The following is a 17,079-nucleotide window of genomic DNA, read 5'->3' on the forward strand; positions in this document are numbered from 1 at the left end:
ATGAGCGGGCGGTCGGCCCGGGTGCACTTGTCACGACGAGCGGACACTCGCAGGCAAAGGAGGGCCGCCCGCCACAGGGTCTCGAAGGTCTGTCCCGAGGGGTCGCCGCCACCAGTTCCGCACCGGTGCGCGCGGGCGGGTTCGCCACTGAGCTTCCCGTCACCTTGCGCGGCCGGAAGGTTCTCGGGTGCCCGGAAGTCACCTACCCTGCGGTAGTGCGCGCAATCCTCGTCGTGAACCCCCAGGCCACCTCGACCACCGCCGGTGGCCGGGACGTCCTGGCGCACGCGCTCGCCAGCCAGGTGAAGCTCGACGTGGTCGAAACGGACTACCGCGGGCACGCCATGGCCGTCGCGCGCTCGGCCGCGCGGGACGGGATCGACCTGGTCGTGGCCCACGGCGGCGACGGCACGGTCAACGAGGTCGTCAACGGCCTCCTGGCCGATGTCGCGCCACCCGGAGCTTCGCCCCGGGCCGGGGGCTTCGCCACCCGGGCCCCCGAAAGAGGCTTGGATGGCGACCCGGCCCAGATCGGCCGTATCCCGGCCCTGGGCGTCGTGCCCGGCGGCTCGGCCAACGTGTTCGCGCGCGCCCTCGGCATCTCGTCGGACCCCGTCGAAGCCACCCACCAGCTGCTCAGCGCGCTGGAGGGCGAGCGGTCGCGCCGGGTCGGGCTCGGCCTGGCCGACGGGCACTGGTTCACCTTCAACTCCGGCCTGGGCTGGGACGCCGACGTCGTCGGCCGGGTCGCGAAGCGCCGCGGCAAGCAGACCACCGCCGGCCTCTACATGCGGGCCGCCGTCCGCTCCTACTTCCGGCCGCCGCTGGGCCGGCCGGCCCTGACGATCCGCGTCCCGGGCGAGGAACCCGCCGAAGCGCTGACCGCTTTCGTGTCGAACACCGATCCGTGGAGCTACCTGGGCGAGCGTCCGGTCCACCTCAACCCGGGTTGCTCGTTCGAGACGGGATTGGGTCTGTTCGCGTTGAACGGTCTCGGGTTGCCCACGGTGTTCAAGCATGTACGCCGTGCTTTGGCTACGAAGAGCAACCAAAAAGGCAAACGTCTCGTGCGTCACGACGACCTGCCGATGATCCGCATCGACGCAGCTGAACCGGTAAACTTCCAGGTGGACGGCGACCTCGTCGGCCAGCGGACCAGGGTGGAATTCTTCAGCGTCCCGAATGCACTCACGGTAATCGTGTGACGACGGGACCACTGATCGCCTGCGGCAAAGTGCACTTTGCCGTTCGTCGACGCAGAACCTCCACTCACCGCATCAGCCTTCCCTTCGGCGGGCTGTTTCGGAGAGAAACCGCAGGTCAGAGGGGTCGCTCGGCCGGGTGACCTGACTCACCGATCTCCAAGAAACCCTTGTCGAAAGCGGTGCTTCGTGAAAGCATTCACAAGCACCCAAAAAAACGACCGCCATGACGACTGTGGCGCGGCCCTCCCGCGCCGTATGAAGGAGCTCACGAACATGGACTGGCGCCACGACGCGGCCTGCCGAGACGAGGACCCCGAGCTGTTCTTCCCGGTGGGAACCAGCGGTCCTGCTCTGTCGCAGGTAGCGCAGGCGAAGGCCGTGTGCCACCGCTGCACCGTTGCTTCCGACTGCCTGGCCTGGGCTTTGGCCAGCGGCCAGGACGCCGGCGTGTGGGGCGGTATGAGCGAGGACGAGCGACGCGCGCTCAAGCGCCGCCGTACGCACATCGGCACGCGTACCAACGCCTGACATTTACGTAGCAGCACCAGGACCGCGGAAGAAAATCTCCCGGCAGGCACCTCTGTGCCACGCCGTCTGGGGCGATACCTACCCGGTCCGAGCTTAACAAGCGAGGCGAAACCACCTGGCGACGGGTGTCGTGAACCCTCACCAGGGCTTTCGAAGTCCTCCCGCGAAGCGCTGAACGGCCCGGCACCTCTGCACCAGGTGCCGGGCCTTCATCGTGTCGACCCCCCAATCACGCGTGATGCCCCTCCAATCACACGTGATGCCCGCCCGATCACGCCGCCGCGGCGGGAATGCCCCCGTTCGATTATGGGCAAACCACCCGTTCGGGCAGGCGGAACGTCAAAGGCGACGCGAAAGCGGGATGCGCAACGCGGCTTCCGTCCCCGTCACCCGGGTCGACGACGCCTCCGTCCGCACCTTCCGCAGCGAAAGCGACCCCCGCAGCTCGGACTCGACCAGGGTCCGCACGATCTGCAGGCCCAGCCCGTCCGAACGCTCCAGCGAGAACCCCGACGGCAGCCCACGGCCGTTGTCGCGGATCACGACGTCCAGCCAGCGCGCCGAACGCTCCACGATCAGCTCGACCTTGCCCGACCGGCCCGCCGGGAACGCGTGCTCGACGGCGTTCTGCACCAGCTCGGCCAGCACCATCACCAGCGGCGTCGCGATCTCCGCGACGACCACCCCGAACGAGCCCGTCCGCTTCAGCCCGACCTGCGACTCCGCCGTCGCGACCTCGCCGACCATCGGCAGCACGTTGTCGAGCAGCTTGTCGAGGTCGACGCGCTCGTCCACCGAGATGGACAGCGCCTCGTGCACCAGCGCGATCGACGTCACCCGGCGCACCGACTCGGCCAGCGCGAGCCGCGCCTCCTCCGACGTCGTCCGCCGGGACTGCAGACGCAGCAGGGCCGCGACCGTCTGCAGGTTGTTCTTCACCCGGTGGTGGATCTCCCGGATCGTCGCGTCCTTCGACAGCAGCGCCCGGTCACGCCGCTTGACTTCGGTGACGTCGCGGACCAGCACCAGCGCGCCCGCCGCCTGCCCGGCCGGCCGCAGCGGCAGCGCGCGGAACAGCACCACCGCGCCGCGCCGCGAGTCGGCCTCCGTGCGGCTCGACGGCTTCCCGTCGAGGGCCTCGATGATCCGGTGGGACACCTCGGTCGCGTCGAACGGGTCGCGGATCAGCGACCGCGTCAACGGCGCCAGGCGCGTCCCGACCAGGTCGGACTCGTGCCCCATCCGGTGGTAGGCGGACAGGCCGTTCGGGCTGGCGAACACGACCGTGCCGCTCGAGTCGAGCCGGATCAGCCCGTCCCCCACCCGCGGCGACGTGTGCGTGTCGGTCGCGTTGCTGCCGCTCGGCGGGAACGTGCCGTCGACGATCATCTGGCACAGGTCGCCGGCGCTGCCCAGGTACGCGATCTCCAGCGGCGAGGGCACCCGTGGCGCGGCCAGGTTCGTCTCGCGGCTCATCACGGCGATGACGTCGTCGTGGAAGCGCACCGGGATCGCTTCGCGCCGCATCGGCAAGTCGCGGTACCAGTGCGGGTCCTCTTCGCGGCAGATCCGCACTTCGCGCATGGCCTTGGCCAGCTGCGGGTGCTCGTCCACGGTGAACCGCGTGCCGACGACGTCCTCGGGGTGCGCGGTGGGCGCCGTCGTCGGCCGCGCGTGCGCGACGCAGACGAAGTCGCCGCCGTCGGGCTGCAGCTCCTCGGTGACCGGGACCCAGAGCAGGAAGTCGGCGAAGGACAGGTCGGCCAGCAGCTGCCACTCGGCGACGACGGTCTGCAGGTGGTCCGCGGCCTCCCCGGGGAGTCCGGTGTTGTCGGCGAGCAGTTCGGCGAGGGTCGACACGGCGTTACTCGACCACCCCGAGCAGGTCGCCCTGCTGGACCCGGTCACCCTTCGCCACCGCGAGGCTGGTCAGCGTGCCGGCCTGCTCGCTCACGGCGGGCAGCTCCATCTTCATCGACTCCAGGATCACCACGGTGTCGCCGGCGGCCAGCGCGGCGCCCGGCCGCGCGACGACCTGCAGCACGGTGCCGACCATTTCGGCCCTGATCTCGCCCATCGACACCCTCCTCGCGCCCGGCTCGCCCACCCCATCCAACCAGAACGGGACGTCATGACACACTTGAGAGGTTGACCAGCTTTGACGACGAGGAGTGAACATGTCGAAGCGCGCCCGCAAGCGTCGCAGCCGGAAGAAGAACGCCGCGAACCACGGCGGCAAGCCCAACTCCTGAGCCTGCGCCGGCACGCAAAAGGCCCCCGCACCGAAGTGCGGGGGCCTTTATCGTGCTCGGGCGCTATTCGGACCGCTGCTCGAGGGTGATCTCGGTGCGTTCCACGGTGACGCCGCCGCGCGTGGCGACGGTCTGGCGGATCGACGCGCGCAGCCGGCTCTTCAGCTCGGCCGGGGCGTGGTCACCGCCGCACTTGCGGGCCAGCAGCTGCTTGATGTGCTCGTCGATGCCGTACTCCTCGAGGCACGGCGGGCAGTCGTCGATGTGGGCGCGCAACGCGGCGTCCCGCTCGGGGCTGCACTCGCGGTCGAGGAGCAGGTAGATGTCGGCGAGCGCCTCTTCGCAGCGGACCTTGTCCGACGCGCCCTCGCACATGTCGTTCATCGCCCGGCCACCTCCTCCTTGGCCCCCCGGATGAAACCGCGTTCACGGGCGACGTCGGCGAGCAGGTCGCGCAGCTGGGCGCGGCCGCGGTGCAGGCGGGACATCACGGTGCCGATGGGCGTGTCCATGATCTCGGCGATCTCCTTGTACGCGAAGCCCTCGACGTCGGCCAGGTAGACGGCCAGCCGGAACTCCTCGGGCAGCTTCTGCAGCGCGGCCTTCACATCGGTGTCGGGCAGGTTGTCCATCGCCTCGACCTCGGCCGACCGGAGCCCGCTGGAGGTGTGGCTCTCCGCCTTGGCGATCTGCCAGTCGGTGATCTCCTCGGTGGGCTGCTGCACCGGCTGCCGCTGCCGCTTGCGGTAGCCGTTGATGTAGGTGTTGGTCAGGATGCGGTACATCCACGCCTTGAGGTTCGTGCCCGCCTTGAAGGAGGCGAACGCGGCGTAGGCCTTCAGGTAGGTCTCCTGGACCAGGTCCTCGGCATCGGCGGGGTTGCGGGTCATCCGCATCGCGGCCGAGTACAGCTGGTCGAGCAGCGGCATCGCGTCCCGCTCGAAGCGCTCGGCGCGCTCGGCCTCGGTCGCTTCTTCCGACGCTGGGTTCTGCGTGCTCGGCAAACCGTTCCCTTCCCGCTCGGCGTCGATGCGCGTACGCGCATACGGCAGACCCGAGTTTACGCGGGGGCCGGGCACACCGCGGTTCGCCGGGGCCTCAGGGCGGCGACGGCTGCGAGAGCGTGTGGTGGCGAGCGTTGTGGTCACGCCCGGTACAACCGATCGGGGGGTGCGCGCATTCCCTAGACTCCGGCCCATGGCTGGCAAGGGCACCCCGGCGACAGCGTTGTTGGGCAAGCGGAAAGTGGCCCACACGCTGCACGCGTACGACCACGACCCGCGCGCGGAGTCGTACGGGCTGGAGGCGGTGGAGGCCCTCGGCCTCGACCGCGCGCGCGTGTTCAAGACCCTGGTGGCGGAGGTCGACGGCCGCCTCGTCGTGGGTGTGGTCCCGGTCACGGGGCAGCTGGACCTGAAGGCCCTGGCGGCCGCCGCGGGCGGCAAGAAGGCCAAGATGGCCGACCCGGCGGCGGCCCAGCGCGCGACCGGGTACGTGCTGGGCGGCATCTCGCCCCTGGGTCACCGGAGCCGGCTGCCGGTGGTGATCGACGTCTCGGCTTCGCAGTTCGAGACGGTGTTCTGCTCGGCCGGCCGAAGGGGGCTCGAGGTGGAGCTGGCCCCGGCCGACCTGATCGAGCTGACGGCCGCCGTGGTGGCGGCGATCGCGGCCTGACCTGCGGTTCGGGTCAGGCCAGCGGGCGCAACACGCGGGACAGCCATTCCGTCGCCGCCCGCGAGACCGTCTCCAGGTCCTTGCCCAGGCTGTGGTCGCCGTCCACCAGGACCAGCTCCTGGTGGGGGCCCGGCTTCGGGCGGCCGAACGGGTCGCGCTCGCCCTGGATGACCAGGGTCGGGACCTCGACCGCGTCGAACTCCGGCTGGCGCGTCTTCTCCGGCCGGCCCGGTGGGTGCTCCGGGAACGCCAGGCAGAGCACCGCCACCGCCTGGCCCGCGGACGCCGTCCGGCAGGCCACCCGCGCGCCCGAGGACCGGCCGCCGAACACGAACGGCAGGCCGTCGAAGCGTTCCGACAGCTCGTCCGCGATCGTCAGCCAGGCCGCGTCCAGCTGGTTCGCCGGGGCCGGGGCGCGGCGGCCCGCCACCTTGTAGGGCTGCTCCACCAGGGCCACGTGCACGCCGGCCGCCTGGGCCGCGCGCGTCACCGCCACCAGGTCCTTCGCGCCCAGGCCACCGCCCGCGCCGTGGCCCAGCATGAGGACCGCCGTGCCCTCCTCGGCGCAGTGGAGGTAGACCCTGGCCAGGCCGTGCGCGGTGTCGATCTTGAGCGCGGTCATGACTGCGGCACGTCGAAGAGAGCACCCTCTTGCGCTGGGTCGACGCGCTCCAGCAGCTCGGGCCCGTTGTTGCGGACGTTGTTCACCAACGTCGAAATCGGCCGCAGCTCCAGCGACGCGACGATGTCGTCCGGCGTCGGCACCAGCAGGTCCTTGATGTCCTCGCGGTCCGGGTCCAGCCACCCGTCCCAGTGCGCCTTCGGCACGATCAGCGGCATCCGGTGGTGGACGTCGGTGAGCTGGCCCGCCGCGTCGGTCGTGATGATCGAGAACGTGATCAGCGGCGACGCGTTGTCGTCGTCCTTCGGCCGCCAGCTCTCCCAGATCCCGCCGAACGCGATCGACGAGCCGTCCGGTTCCGTCATGTAGAACGGTTCCTTCTCCTTGCCGGTGCGGCGCCACTCGAACCAGCCGTCCGCGGGCACCAGGCAGCGGCGCGACACCAGCGCGCGGCGGAAGGCGGGCTTCTCGGCGGCCGTCTCGGCGCGGGTGTTGATCATCCGCGAGCCGACCGACGGGTCCTTGGCCCAGAACGGCACCAGGCCCCACTTCATCATCCGCAGCGAGCGCACGGCGGGCTCGTCCTCGAGGACCTGGCCCTCGTCGTCGCGCGGGTGCCGCTGCACGACCGTGACGACGTTCTTCGTCGGCGCGACGTTGTGGTCGGCGCGCGCGTGGCCCTCGGTGAGGTCGATCGCGTCGAACTCTTCGATCAGCTTCGCCGGGTCCTTCGTGGCGGCGTAGCGCCCGCACATGGGCCAACCTCCTCCGCGGGACAGGACGCCATCGTTACACGCAGGCCAGGGCCGTGGCGAGCGGCATGGGATCATTCGGGTGGGCATCGGCGCACGGGAGGACGACGGGTTTGGCGCGCAACGACTGGAGCAAGCTGGACGAGTCCGACGTCCGCGTGCGTCCGGGCAAGGGCACCCGGCCCCGCAGCAAGCGCCGTCCCGAGCACGCCGACGCCGTCAACGCCATGGTCATCGGCAAGGACCGCGGCCGCTGGACCTGCGCGGTCGACGCCGATCCGGAGCGGGTGGTCACCGCGATGCGGGCCCGCGAGATGGGCCGGACGCCGGTGGTGGTCGGCGACCGGGTCGGGATCGTCGGCGACGTCTCCGGCAAGCCGGACACCCTCGCGCGCATCATCCGCGTCGACGAACGCACCAGCTCCCTGCTGCGCACGGCCGACGACACCGACCCGTACGAACGGCTGGTCGTCGCCAACGCCGAGCGCCTGCTGATCGTCACCGCGCTCGCCGACCCGCCGCCGCGCACCGGCTTCATCGACCGCTGCCTGGTCGCCTGCTACGCGGGCGGCGTCGAGCCCGTGCTCTGCCTGACGAAAGCCGACTTGGCCAGCCCGGACGAGCTCCTGGCGGGCTACGCGGGCCTCGACATCCCGGCCATCGTGACGCGGTACGACGAGGAGCCCGAAGGCCTCGCCGAGATGCTGAAAGACCGCGTGACGGCCTTGGTCGGCCACTCCGGTGTCGGCAAGTCGACTTTGGTGAACCGCCTGGTTCCGGACGCCGACCTGGCCGTCGGCGTGGTGAGCGGGGTCGGGAAGGGGCGCCACACGTCCGTCGCCGCGGTCGCGCTGCCGCTGCCGGACGGCGGCTGGGTGATCGACACCCCGGGCGTCCGGTCGTTCGGGCTGGCCCACGTCACCGCGGACGACATCGTCGACGCCTTCGAGGAGTTCGCCGAAGCCGCCGAGGAGTGCCCGTCGGGTTGCGGGCACCTCGGGCCGCCCGAGGATCCGGACTGCGCGCTCGACGACGTCGTCACCGAGGGCCGCGCGAGTGCCGAGCGGCTCGCGTCGCTGCGGCGGCTGCTGGCGTCTCGCGGCGGCCACGATGTGACTCGCACCACAGAGCCTTGAGACAACCGGGAACCGACACCGGACCGTCACCGTCTCAGTGGTAACTATTCGCCCGTTCGGGCGATATGCCGAACGGAAGATCCGAATCTGAGGGGAACTACATGCGCAAGACCACCTTGGTCGCCGCGGGCGCCGTGCTGGTGCTGACGCTGACGGCGTGCAGCAACTCCGGCACCGCCCAGCCGGCCGCCGCGGGCAACCAGCAGCAGGCGAACGGCGGCAGCGGCCTCGCCTCGCCGTTCACGGACGCGATCCAGCTGGCATCGGCGTCCAAGCAGGGCACCGAGAAGTCCAAGTCGGCGAAGTTCACCATGGAGGGCTCGGCCGGCGGCCAGACCCTCAGCGCCAACGGCGCGATGGCCTTCGACGGCGCGAACACCAAGTTCTCGATGACCATGACCGCGGCCGGCGAGACGACCGAGATGCGCATGGTCGACAAGGTCATGTACATCAAGCTGCCCGCCGACCAGGCGAAGCAGATGGGCACGGACAAGTCGTGGGCCAAGATCTCGGCCGACGGCACCGACCCGATCTCGCAGGCGATGGGCGCCGCGATGTCGCAGTCGGCGGAGCAGAGCGACCCGAGCAAGATCCTCGACCAGGTGTCGAAGGCGGGCCGGATCATCTCGTCCGACCAGACCGAGCTGAACGGCCAGCAGGTCAACCACTACAAGGTCGAGCTGGACGTCGCCAAGGCCATCGACCAGTTCACCGGCCAGGTCCCGGCCGCGCAGCGCGACAAGCTCACCGAGATGCTCAAGGGCAAGGACCTCAAGATCCCGGCCGAGCTGTGGCTGGACAAGGACAACCTGCCGGTGCAGGTCACCATGGACCAGGGCCCGATGATGCAGGCGATGGGCGCGCCGGCCGGCGACGCGAAGTTCACCATGAAGTACAGCGACTGGGGCACCCAGGTCGACGTGACGGCCCCGCCGGCCGAGCAGGTCGTCGACCTCGGCGAGCTGATGAAGAAGGCCGGTCGCTGACCGGACGACGCTGAGTAGCAGCGGCTCCCCCGAACGGGTTCGGGGGAGCCGCTGTGTTTTTGTTGCGCCCATGCGCAGAACCGTCGTCGTGCTGCTGGCCCTGCTCGTCGGCGCGTGCTCCAGCCCGCCGCCACCGCCGTCGTTCACCGACGCGCGGACGCTGGCCGACGCCGCGACGGCGGCCACCACGAGCGGCGGCTCGGCGAAGTTCGCCACGGACGTCGCCGTCGGTTCGGTCCGGTCGAAGAGCCAGGGCCAGGCGAAGTTCGGCGCGGGCGGGACGGCGCAGGTGATGACGACGGACTTCGTCGGCGAGCCGATGGAACTGCGGCAGGTCGCCGGGAAGCTGTACGCGAAGGTCCCGGAGGGCTCGCGCGACGAAGTCGGCGCCGGCAAGCCGTGGGTGACGGTCGCGGCGGACGGCAGCGACCCGTTCTCGCAGGTGCTGGGCGGCAGCCTGGCGCAGCTGGCGGCGCAGAACGACCCGGCCCACACGCTGGGCGAGGTCCGGACGGCGGGCTCGATCGTCTCGGCCGAGCGCACCGACCTCGACGGGGTGGCCGCGGAGCACTACCGCGTCGACCTGGACCTGGCCCGGCTGGGCACCGACCTGCCGGCGGGCCTGTCGGCCGACTCGGCCGGTCAGCTCGGCGGCAAGTTCCCGCTGCAGCTGTGGCTCGACGGCACGCACCGGCCGTTGCAGATCGTCCTGGACCTTTCGCCGATCCTGCAGGGCTCCGAAGCGCGGATCACGACGCGCTACAGCGACTGGGGTGTCCCGGCGGACATCCAGCCGCCGCCCCCGGGCGAGGTGGGCTAGTCACGATTCGGCGGGACGCCTCGTCCGGCTCGGATGGTCGGGCGGCCGGTTCCGAGACCGGACTGGTTCACGGAGGACTGAGCCGGGTGGCCGCCGCCACCACCAAGACACCCCCGCCACTCCCAGGGGGGCGTGCCCTGGTCCAGTCTATCGGCCACCCCTGACGGAAAGCCTCGCTGTCCCCAGGTTGTCCACAGGCCTCTCCCCCTGTGGACAACTCAGAGCAGCTCCAGCAGGAACGGCAGTTCCTGCGGCGCGTACCAAGCCAGTTCGTGGTCCTCGGCATCGCCCAGGGTGAACTCCGCGTCCGGGTCGCCGAGGTCTGCCGCGTCGATCACCGCCGCTGCCGCCGCTACCGCGTCCGCTGCCTCGGCCGCGTCCACGTGGATCGCCGCCACCGCCTTCAGGGGGATCGGGCCGCCGATGCGGACCACCGGGGCGTCCAGGTCCGGGCGCAGCGTCACGCCCTCGACGTCCGCCGAGACCACCACCCGGCGCGGCTCGCCCTTCTCCTCCGCCGCGATCAAGCGCAGCGATGCGCGGGCCGCGTCCAGCAGGGCCGCGTACTCCAGCTCCTCGTCCGTGCCGCTCACGTACGCCTCGCGCAAGGCGGGCGTCAGCGCGAACGCCGTTCCGCTGCGGGCGCGGAACTCCCCCGACGATTCGAGGTCGCGAAGCATCGCGATGGTCGCAGGCAGATAGACCCTCACCAGTGCGCACCCTTCAGCTCTTCCAGGGACTCTTCGATCATCCCGGCCACGAGGTCGACGTCGAACGCGGCCTTGCGGTCGCCGTTGAGTCCGAAGTAGACGCCGCCGTGGTAGGACGTCACCCCGATCGCCAGCGCCTGGGTGCGCATCAGCGGCATGACCGGGAACATCTCGACCAGTCTGGCCTCTCCCGCGTACATCGGCACCTGCGGGCCCGGTGAGTTGGTCACCATGACGTTGAAGATGCGCCCGGACAGCGACCCCGCCGCTCGCGCGCCGAGCGAATGGAGCGTAGCCGGGGCGAACCCGCCGACCTTGAGCAGCCCGCGCGCCGCCACCGGGCGGCCGGAGTCCAGGTGCTCGGCCATCGCGTGCCCGACGTGCTGCAGCCGCAGCACCGGGTTGGGCTCGCCCACCGGCAGGTCCACCAGGTACGCGGCGACCTGGTTGCCGACCAGCGCCGGCGTCGAGTACTCGGCCGTCTCCGCGTCGCGGACCGCCAGCGGCACCAGCGCGCGGACCGTCGCGTTCGGGGTCAGGGGTTCCTCGCGCGAAAGCAGCCACTCGCGCAGCGCGCCGGTGATCGCGGCGAGGACGACGTCGTTGACCGTGCCGCCGTGCGCCGCGCGGATCTTGCGGAAGTCCTCCAGCCGGGTGCGCACCACCGAGAACACGCGGCCGCCGGACACCCGGACGTTCAGCGGCCCGGTCGGCGCCGGGTGCACCAGCGTGCGCAGCGTCGACGCCACCCCGCCGACGGTCTCGGCGAACTTGCCCGCCGCCGCGAACGCGTCATTCGCCGCCGAGCGGACGTTCTCCACCACCTCGCCCGGGCGCTGGACGCCTTCGCTGACCGCGTCCAGCACCAGCTGGGTCCGGCTGGGCTCGCGCCGCGGCGTCCAGATGTCCTCGAACGGCTCCGGCTCGGCCGGCGTCGGGTCGAGGATGAGCTGGCCGAGCTCGATCGTGCCGACACCGTCCACAACGGACTGGTGGGTCTTGGTCACCAGCGCGACGCGGTCGCCTGCCAGCCCTTCGATGAAGTACGCCTCCCAGAGCGGCCGCTCCGGCGCCAGCCGCCGCGACATCAGCCGCGCGACCAGGTCGAACAGCTGCTCGTCGCTGCCCGGCTGCGGCAGCGCCGAGCGCCGGACGTGGTAGTTCAGGTCGAAGTCGACGTCGTCCACCCACACCGGCCGCGCCAGGTGCCCCGGCACCTCGAGCACGCGCTGGCGGTAGCGCGGCAGGTACGCCAGCCGCGCCCCGACGAGGTCGAGCAGCTGCGCGTAGCTGAACCCGGACCGCGGCCGTTCGAAGATCGCCACCCCGCCGACGTGCATCGGGGTCGCGTGGTCCTCGACGTAGAGGAACGAGGCGTCCAGCGCGGAAAGGCGGTCGGGCATGAGCCGATCGTTGCACAGTGCGAGACTGCCCGGTGTGGGTGATGAGTCGACGATCTCGCCGAAAGACCGTTTTTTGACCGTCTACGGCCGGAAGCCGGTGCTGGAGGCGCTGGCCGACGACGGCCTGCGGGTGGACAAGGTCATCCTGGCCGACACCGCCCGCGGCCCCGGCGCGGCCGAGATCCAGCGCGCGGCGAAGGCCGCCGGCGTGCCGGTGCAGCGCGCCAGCGCCCACCGCGTCAAGGTCCTCGCCGGCAACGGCAAGCAGGACCAGGGCGTGCTCGCCGACGTCGTCGCGCCGCGGATGCGCGCGCTCGCCTCGGCGCTGGACGACCGGCGGCCGCCGTCCCGGGTGCTGCTGCTCGACGGCATCACCACGCCCGCGAACGTCGGCATGATCCTGCGCACGGCGACGGCCGCCGGGCTCGACGGCGTGATCGTGCCGCGCCGCGGCGTCGCGGCGCTGGACCCGCTCGTCGTCAAGGCGTCGGCCGGGGTCGCGTTCCGCGCGCCGGTGCTGCGCTGCGGCTCGGCCCGCGAGGCCGCCGAAATGCTCACCGAAGCGGGCTACGGCCTGTTCGCGCTGGGGGCCTCGGCGAAGGCGACGGTGTTCGACGTCGACCTGCCGCAGCGCGCCGCGTTCGTGCTCGGCGGTGAGACGGGCGGGGTCGGCGCGGACGTCGGCGAGCTCGTCACGGAATGGGTGTCGATTCCGATGCCGGGTGACGTCGAGTCGCTGAACGTCTCGGCAGCGGCGGCGGTCTTGTCGTTCGAATTGGTCCGCCGGGGCCGCTGACGTTCACGGTTCCGGGAACAGGGCGCCGAGCTCGGTGAGCGTTTCGTCGACCGACCGGTGGTGCACGCCGACCATGCCCGCCTCGACGGCGCCGCGGATGTTCGCGGCGGAGTCGTCGACGAACGCGCAGCGCGTGGCGGGCAGCCCGAGCCGCTCGGCCGCGATCAGGTAGACCGCCGGATCCGGTTTGGCGACCCCGACCTCCCCGGAAAACACGAGGGCGTCGAAATAGTCGAGCATCGTGTTCTTGACCTCGGCCGACGCCCCGGGGGCGTTCGACAGGAGGGCGGTGCGGACGCCTCGCTCGCGCGCGGTCAGCAGGTAGTCGTAGAAGCGGCCGGCGTCGGGATCCGTGAGAACTCCGGCGAAATCGACCAATAACCCCTTCAGCACCCGGCACACCATAGCCGGGGCGCCGACGCGTTGTCTCGCATGACGCAACAAAGAGCCGGGTGATTACCGCACGTGCGCACGCGAATCCACGGGTTCGGTGACTCTTTCCCGAATCGGGCGATTCCCGTGGCCTTTTGACCCGGTTCGGCCCTCTAAGCGGTGGAGGCGGCGAAATGCCGCGGCCGGGGAGGGGAGGAAATGATCGAGGAACACCGCGTGAGAACGCTGACGCAGTGCGAAGCGGCGCGTCGTGCCGAACGGCCGTCGACGGTGGTCCCGCAGGGCCACCGCCGGGGCGACGCCCGCTGGCCGGTGCCGAGGAAGCTCGAGGCGAGCGAGGTGAACCACCTGCTGAACATGCTGCTGGAGGCCTACGACGGCCGCCGCCCGCTGCCGCAGATCCGCGGGCTGGTGGGGCCGGAGGTCTACGCCGGGCTGGCCGGGCCACGCCCGATCCGGCGGCGGCACCGGCTGTGCCCGGTCCACACGTGCACGCCGGTGCCGGGGGTGGTGGAAGCGTGCGCCCGCGTGGAGGCGGACGGCCGGTCGTTCGCGCTGGCGGCCCGCTTCACCCGAACGCCGTCGGGCTGGCAGTGCGTGCGCTTCGCGCTGTTGAAGCCGCGGCGGACGGCCCAGCCACAGCGTCGGCGGGCGGCGGCGTGAGAAAGGCAGGCTCGACGCGCTCCCCGCCTCCTGAGCCGGGCGGCCCGACTGTGGCGTTAGGACACACCTGACGCCACAGTGGACGCGTCCGTCTCGTCGCCCGCGACCACAAAAGGAGGGGCGCGCACGGAAGCCCGTGCGCGCCCCTCCTCCGGGTCACGTCAGCGACGCGGGCCCTTCTTGCCCTTCTTCGACGCGTCGCGCTGGGCGGCACGGCGCTCACGCCGCGTGCCGCCGGCACCACCCGCGGACTGGTCGGCGCCGTCGCTGTGGGACTCGACCTCGCCGTCCTCACCCGGGCCGGACAGCGTCATGCCGGACTGCTGACCACCGCCGCCGAGGCCCTTGCCGCGCAGCGCGGCCGGGACGGACTCGGCGTCGGTCGTCGGCGGCTGCGGCGGTGCCGGACGCGCGTGGCGCCCTTCCGAAGCCTGGCCGTTGCCGTTGCCCGAAGCGACGCCCGTGGGCAGCGCGGCGGCCTCCTCGGCCGGCGGCGCCTCGGCCCGCTCGACCTGCAGGTTGAACAGGAAGCCGACGGCCTCCTCCTTCAGCGAGTCGAGCATCGCGCGGAACATGTCGAAGCCCTCGCGCTGGTACTCGATCAGCGGGTCGCGCTGCGCGAGCGCCCGCATGCCGATGCCCTGCTTGAGGTAGTCCATCTCGTAGAGGTGCTCGCGCCACTTGCGGTCGAGGACCGTCAGCATCACCTGGTGCTCCAGGGTCCGCATGCCCTCCGGGCCGACGAGCGCGTTGATCTCCTCTTCGCGCTTGTCGTAGGCGTTGCGCGCGTCCTGCAGCAGCGCCTCACGCAGGCCGTCCGCGTCGAGGTCGCCGTCCTCCACCAGGTCGTCCCAGTCGAGGCTGACCGGGTAGAGCTGCTTCAGCGCCGTCCAGAGCTTCTCGTGGTCCCAGTCCTCGGAGTAGCCGCTGGAGGTCGCACCGTCCACATAGGCGTTGACGACGTCCTCGAGCATGCCCTCGATCTGGTCGCGCAGGTTCTCGCCGGCGAGGACGCGGTGGCGCTCGGCGTAGATCACCTTGCGCTGCTCGTTCATGACCTCGTCGTACTTGAGGACGTCCTTGCGCTGCTCCATGTTGATCTGCTCGACCTGGGTCTGCGCGCTCTTGATGGCCTTGGAGACCATCTTGTGCTCGATCGGCACGTCGTCGGGCAGCCGCATGGTCGTCATGACGCGCTCGACCATGGTCGCGTTGAAGCGGCGCATGAGCTCGTCACCGAGCGAGAGGTAGAAGCGGGACTCACCCGGGTCGCCCTGGCGGCCGGACCGGCCGCGGAGCTGGTTGTCGATGCGGCGCGACTCGTGCCGCTCGGTGCCCAGCACGTAGAGGCCGCCGGCCTCGCGGACCTCCTCGGCCTCGGCCTTCGACTCGGCCTTGACCTGCTCCAGGACCTCGGGCCACGCGGCCTCGTACTCCTCGGAGTGCTCGACCGGGTCCAGGCCGCGCTCGCGCAGCACCTGGTCGGCGATGAGGTCCGGGTTGCCGCCGAGCACGATGTCGGTACCGCGGCCCGCCATGTTCGTGGCGACCGTGACGGCGCCCTTCTGGCCCGCGCGGGCGACGATCAGCGCCTCGCGGTCGTGGTGCTTCGCGTTCAGCACCTCGTGCGGCACGCTCAGCTTCACCAGCAGCTTCGACAGGTGCTCGGACTTCTCGACGCTCGTCGTGCCGACCAGGACCGGCTGGCCCTTCTCGTGCCGCTCGGCGATGTCCTCGGCGACGGCCTCGAACTTGGCCTGCTCGGTCTTGTAGATCAGGTCGGCCTGGTCGACGCGGATCATCGGCCGGTTCGTCGGGATCGGCACCACACCCAGCTTGTAGGTCTGGTGGAACTCGGCGGCCTCGGTCTCGGCCGTACCGGTCATGCCGGACAGCTTGTCGTACAGGCGGAAGTAGTTCTGCAGCGTGATCGTGGCGAGCGTCTGGTTCTCGGCCTTGATCTCGACCTTTTCCTTGGCCTCGATCGCCTGGTGCATGCCCTCGTTGTAGCGGCGGCCGACCAGGATGCGCCCGGTGAACTCGTCGACGATCATGACTTCGCCGTTGCGGACGATGTAGTCCTTGTCCTTGTGGAAGAGCTCCTGGACCTTCAGCGCGTTGTTCAGGTACCCGACCAGCGGGGTGTTCGCGGCCTCGTACAGGTTCTCGATGCCCAGCTGGTCCTCGACGAACCGGACGCCCTTCTCCGTGACGGCGACGGTGCGCTTCCGCTGGTCGACCTCGTAGTGGTACTTCGAATTGATCAGGTTCGTCTTCTCGGTGCGCTCGCGCGACCCCATCGTGGTGGTGTCGATGCCCTGCATCAGCGGGGCGAGGCGGGCGAACTCGACGTACCAGCGCGAGGACTGGTCGGCCGGGCCGGAGATGATCAGCGGCGTCCGGGCCTCGTCGATGAGGATCGAGTCCACCTCGTCGACGACGGCGAAGTTGTGCCCGCGCTGCACGCAGTCGTCGAGGCTCCACGCCATGTTGTCGCGCAGGTAGTCGAAGCCGAACTCGTTGTTCGTGCCGTAGGTGATGTCGGCGTTGTACTGGGCGCGCCGGACGTCCGGCTGCTGCTCCGACAGGATCACGCCGACCTCGAGGCCGAGGAAGCGGTGGATGCGGCCCATCCACTCCGAGTCGCGCTTGGCGAGGTAGTCGTTCGTCGTGACGACGTGCACGCCCTTGCCGGGGATGGCGTTCAGGTAGGCCGGCAGGACGCAGGTCAGCGTCTTGCCCTCACCGGTCTTCATCTCGGCGACCTGGCCGAGGTGCAGCGCGGCGCCGCCCATCAGCTGCACGTCGAAGTGGCGCTGGCCGAGCACCCGCTTGGCCGCCTCCCGGACGACCGCGAAGGCCTCCGGCAGCAGTTCGTCGAGGGACTCGCCCTCGCCGTTGCGCTTGCGGAACTCGTCGGTCTTGGCCCGCAGCTCGGCGTCGGTCAGGTCCTTGACGTCGTCTTCGAGGGTGTTGATGTGATCGGCGATGTTGCGCAGCCGCTTCACCATCTTGCCCTCACCCGCGCGGAGCAGGCGGTTCAGCACCATCCGGTCGACCTCACTAGCTGATCATGAGTGCGCCCAGGCCGGTCCCGGGCAGGTTTTCCCGTGGCGGCGGCCGTGGTCGGCGCCACCTT

18 protein-coding genes and 1 pseudogene are annotated in these 17,079 nt (G+C 70.8%); 9 read left to right on the top strand and 10 right to left on the bottom strand.

Going from position 1 to position 17,079, the window contains the following annotated elements; genetic code table 11:
• Window positions 1-215: 215 nt before the first annotated feature.
• Together ACYVLJ_RS01410 and ACYVLJ_RS01415 are read left to right on the top strand one after the other, a co-directional pair.
• Window positions 216-1,205, top strand: a complete 990-nt coding sequence (locus tag ACYVLJ_RS01410) for a diacylglycerol/lipid kinase family protein (RefSeq protein WP_460437993.1) — start codon at window positions 216-218, stop codon at window positions 1,203-1,205.
• A 273-nt stretch (window positions 1,206-1,478) separates the two neighbouring features.
• Window positions 1,479-1,733 (top strand): WhiB family transcriptional regulator, encoded by a 255-nt coding sequence (locus ACYVLJ_RS01415; protein WP_072481920.1) that lies wholly within the window; start codon window positions 1,479-1,481, stop codon window positions 1,731-1,733.
• 339 nt (window positions 1,734-2,072) lie between these two features.
• Here the strand turns inward: ACYVLJ_RS01415 and ACYVLJ_RS01420 are convergent, their stop codons facing one another.
• Window positions 2,073-3,593 carry a sensor histidine kinase gene (locus ACYVLJ_RS01420; protein WP_451968014.1) on the bottom strand — a complete coding sequence of 507 codons (1,521 nt, stop codon included), beginning with the start codon at window positions 3,591-3,593 and terminating at the stop codon, window positions 2,073-2,075.
• 4 nt (window positions 3,594-3,597) lie between these two features.
• Complete coding sequence (locus ACYVLJ_RS01425; protein ID WP_460437493.1) at window positions 3,598-3,810, bottom strand: acyl-CoA carboxylase biotin carboxyl carrier protein subunit; 213 nt, start codon at window positions 3,808-3,810, stop codon at window positions 3,598-3,600.
• A 100-nt stretch (window positions 3,811-3,910) separates the two neighbouring features.
• Between ACYVLJ_RS01425 and ACYVLJ_RS01430 the strand changes: the two genes are divergently transcribed.
• Entirely contained in the window at window positions 3,911-3,985 is a 75-nt protein-coding gene (locus ACYVLJ_RS01430) for a 50S ribosomal protein bL37 (protein ID WP_370444718.1), read from the top strand.
• A gap of 63 nt (window positions 3,986-4,048) precedes the next feature.
• Here the strand turns inward: ACYVLJ_RS01430 and rsrA are convergent, their stop codons facing one another.
• On the bottom strand, window positions 4,049-4,369 hold the full coding sequence (rsrA, locus tag ACYVLJ_RS01435; protein ID WP_257918242.1) for a mycothiol system anti-sigma-R factor: 321 nt from the start codon (window positions 4,367-4,369) through the stop codon (window positions 4,049-4,051).
• On the bottom strand, window positions 4,366-4,989 hold the full coding sequence (locus tag ACYVLJ_RS01440) for a sigma-70 family RNA polymerase sigma factor (protein ID WP_257918241.1): 624 nt from the start codon (window positions 4,987-4,989) through the stop codon (window positions 4,366-4,368). The genes rsrA and ACYVLJ_RS01440 overlap by 4 nt, the downstream gene beginning before the upstream one ends.
• Before the next feature lie 193 nt (window positions 4,990-5,182).
• On the opposite strand from ACYVLJ_RS01440, the gene ybaK reads away from it, so the two are divergent.
• Window positions 5,183-5,659, top strand: a complete 477-nt coding sequence (gene ybaK / locus ACYVLJ_RS01445) for an aminoacyl-tRNA deacylase (protein ID WP_460437494.1) — start codon at window positions 5,183-5,185, stop codon at window positions 5,657-5,659.
• 13 nt (window positions 5,660-5,672) lie between these two features.
• On the opposite strand, the gene ACYVLJ_RS01450 is transcribed toward ybaK, so the two are convergent.
• Window positions 5,673-6,281 (bottom strand): alpha/beta hydrolase family protein, encoded by a 609-nt coding sequence (locus ACYVLJ_RS01450; RefSeq protein WP_451968020.1) that lies wholly within the window; start codon window positions 6,279-6,281, stop codon window positions 5,673-5,675.
• A complete protein-coding gene (locus ACYVLJ_RS01455) occupies window positions 6,278-7,036 on the bottom strand; it encodes an SOS response-associated peptidase (RefSeq protein ID WP_451968022.1) in 759 nt (252 codons plus the stop codon). Before ACYVLJ_RS01455 ends, ACYVLJ_RS01450 begins: the two co-directional genes overlap by 4 nt.
• 110 nt (window positions 7,037-7,146) lie before the next feature.
• Between ACYVLJ_RS01455 and rsgA the strand changes: the two genes are divergently transcribed.
• The 3 genes from rsgA to ACYVLJ_RS01470 all read left to right on the top strand — a co-directional run bounded on the left by rsgA (window position 7,147) and on the right by ACYVLJ_RS01470 (window position 9,975).
• On the top strand, window positions 7,147-8,169 hold the full coding sequence (gene rsgA / locus ACYVLJ_RS01460; protein WP_460437495.1) for a ribosome small subunit-dependent GTPase A: 1,023 nt from the start codon (window positions 7,147-7,149) through the stop codon (window positions 8,167-8,169).
• Between the two features lie 101 nt (window positions 8,170-8,270).
• A complete protein-coding gene (locus ACYVLJ_RS01465; RefSeq protein WP_460437496.1) occupies window positions 8,271-9,155 on the top strand; it encodes a LolA-like protein in 885 nt (294 codons plus the stop codon).
• Between the two features lie 70 nt (window positions 9,156-9,225).
• Window positions 9,226-9,975, top strand: a complete 750-nt coding sequence (locus tag ACYVLJ_RS01470) for a hypothetical protein (RefSeq protein ID WP_451968028.1) — start codon at window positions 9,226-9,228, stop codon at window positions 9,973-9,975.
• Window positions 9,976-10,193: 218 nt separating this feature from the next.
• Here ACYVLJ_RS01470 and ACYVLJ_RS01475 read toward each other — a convergent pair whose 3' ends face one another.
• Window positions 10,194-10,685 carry a DUF6912 family protein gene (locus ACYVLJ_RS01475; RefSeq protein WP_451968030.1) on the bottom strand — a complete coding sequence of 164 codons (492 nt, stop codon included), beginning with the start codon at window positions 10,683-10,685 and terminating at the stop codon, window positions 10,194-10,196.
• On the bottom strand, window positions 10,682-12,088 hold the full coding sequence (locus tag ACYVLJ_RS01480) for a WS/DGAT/MGAT family O-acyltransferase (RefSeq protein WP_460437497.1): 1,407 nt from the start codon (window positions 12,086-12,088) through the stop codon (window positions 10,682-10,684). The genes ACYVLJ_RS01475 and ACYVLJ_RS01480 overlap by 4 nt, the downstream gene beginning before the upstream one ends.
• Before the next feature lie 34 nt (window positions 12,089-12,122).
• Here ACYVLJ_RS01480 and ACYVLJ_RS01485 point away from each other — a divergent pair, with 34 nt between their 5' ends.
• Window positions 12,123-12,884 carry a TrmH family RNA methyltransferase gene (locus tag ACYVLJ_RS01485; RefSeq protein ID WP_451968034.1) on the top strand — a complete coding sequence of 254 codons (762 nt, stop codon included), beginning with the start codon at window positions 12,123-12,125 and terminating at the stop codon, window positions 12,882-12,884.
• Window positions 12,885-12,887: 3 nt separating this feature from the next.
• Here the strand turns inward: ACYVLJ_RS01485 and ACYVLJ_RS01490 are convergent, their stop codons facing one another.
• Window positions 12,888-13,262: an HAD-IA family hydrolase gene (locus ACYVLJ_RS01490; RefSeq protein WP_451969803.1), complete on the bottom strand. Its 375-nt coding sequence runs from the start codon at window positions 13,260-13,262 to the stop codon at window positions 12,888-12,890.
• Between the two features lie 231 nt (window positions 13,263-13,493).
• Here ACYVLJ_RS01490 and ACYVLJ_RS01495 point away from each other — a divergent pair, with 231 nt between their 5' ends.
• Window positions 13,494-13,940 (top strand): Rv3235 family protein, encoded by a 447-nt coding sequence (locus ACYVLJ_RS01495; protein WP_451968036.1) that lies wholly within the window; start codon window positions 13,494-13,496, stop codon window positions 13,938-13,940.
• A gap of 497 nt (window positions 13,941-14,437) precedes the next feature.
• Here ACYVLJ_RS01495 and secA read toward each other — a convergent pair.
• Window positions 14,438-16,990 (bottom strand): annotated as a pseudogene (gene secA / locus ACYVLJ_RS01500) (preprotein translocase subunit SecA); the annotation flags it as partial.
• Window positions 16,991-17,079 lie beyond the last annotated feature (89 nt).

The sequence above is a fragment of the Amycolatopsis stemonae genome (assembly GCF_054781455.1).

Excerpts from the sequence above, each read along its gene's own strand:
- ACYVLJ_RS01450 (WP_451968020.1), bottom strand. The coding sequence starts at position 6,281 with ATGACCGCGCTCAAGATCGACACCGCGCACGGCCTGGCCAGGGTCTAC.
- rsrA (WP_257918242.1), bottom strand. The coding sequence starts at position 4,369 with ATGAACGACATGTGCGAGGGCGCGTCGGACAAGGTCCGCTGCGAAGAG.
- ACYVLJ_RS01465 (WP_460437496.1), top strand. The coding sequence starts at position 8,271 with ATGCGCAAGACCACCTTGGTCGCCGCGGGCGCCGTGCTGGTGCTGACG.
- ybaK (WP_460437494.1), top strand. The coding sequence starts at position 5,183 with ATGGCTGGCAAGGGCACCCCGGCGACAGCGTTGTTGGGCAAGCGGAAA.
- ACYVLJ_RS01480 (WP_460437497.1), bottom strand. The coding sequence starts at position 12,088 with ATGCCCGACCGCCTTTCCGCGCTGGACGCCTCGTTCCTCTACGTCGAG.
- ACYVLJ_RS01425 (WP_460437493.1), bottom strand. The coding sequence starts at position 3,810 with ATGGGCGAGATCAGGGCCGAAATGGTCGGCACCGTGCTGCAGGTCGTC.
- ACYVLJ_RS01415 (WP_072481920.1), top strand. The coding sequence starts at position 1,479 with ATGGACTGGCGCCACGACGCGGCCTGCCGAGACGAGGACCCCGAGCTG.
- ACYVLJ_RS01455 (WP_451968022.1), bottom strand. The coding sequence starts at position 7,036 with ATGTGCGGGCGCTACGCCGCCACGAAGGACCCGGCGAAGCTGATCGAA.
- ACYVLJ_RS01470 (WP_451968028.1), top strand. The coding sequence starts at position 9,226 with ATGCGCAGAACCGTCGTCGTGCTGCTGGCCCTGCTCGTCGGCGCGTGC.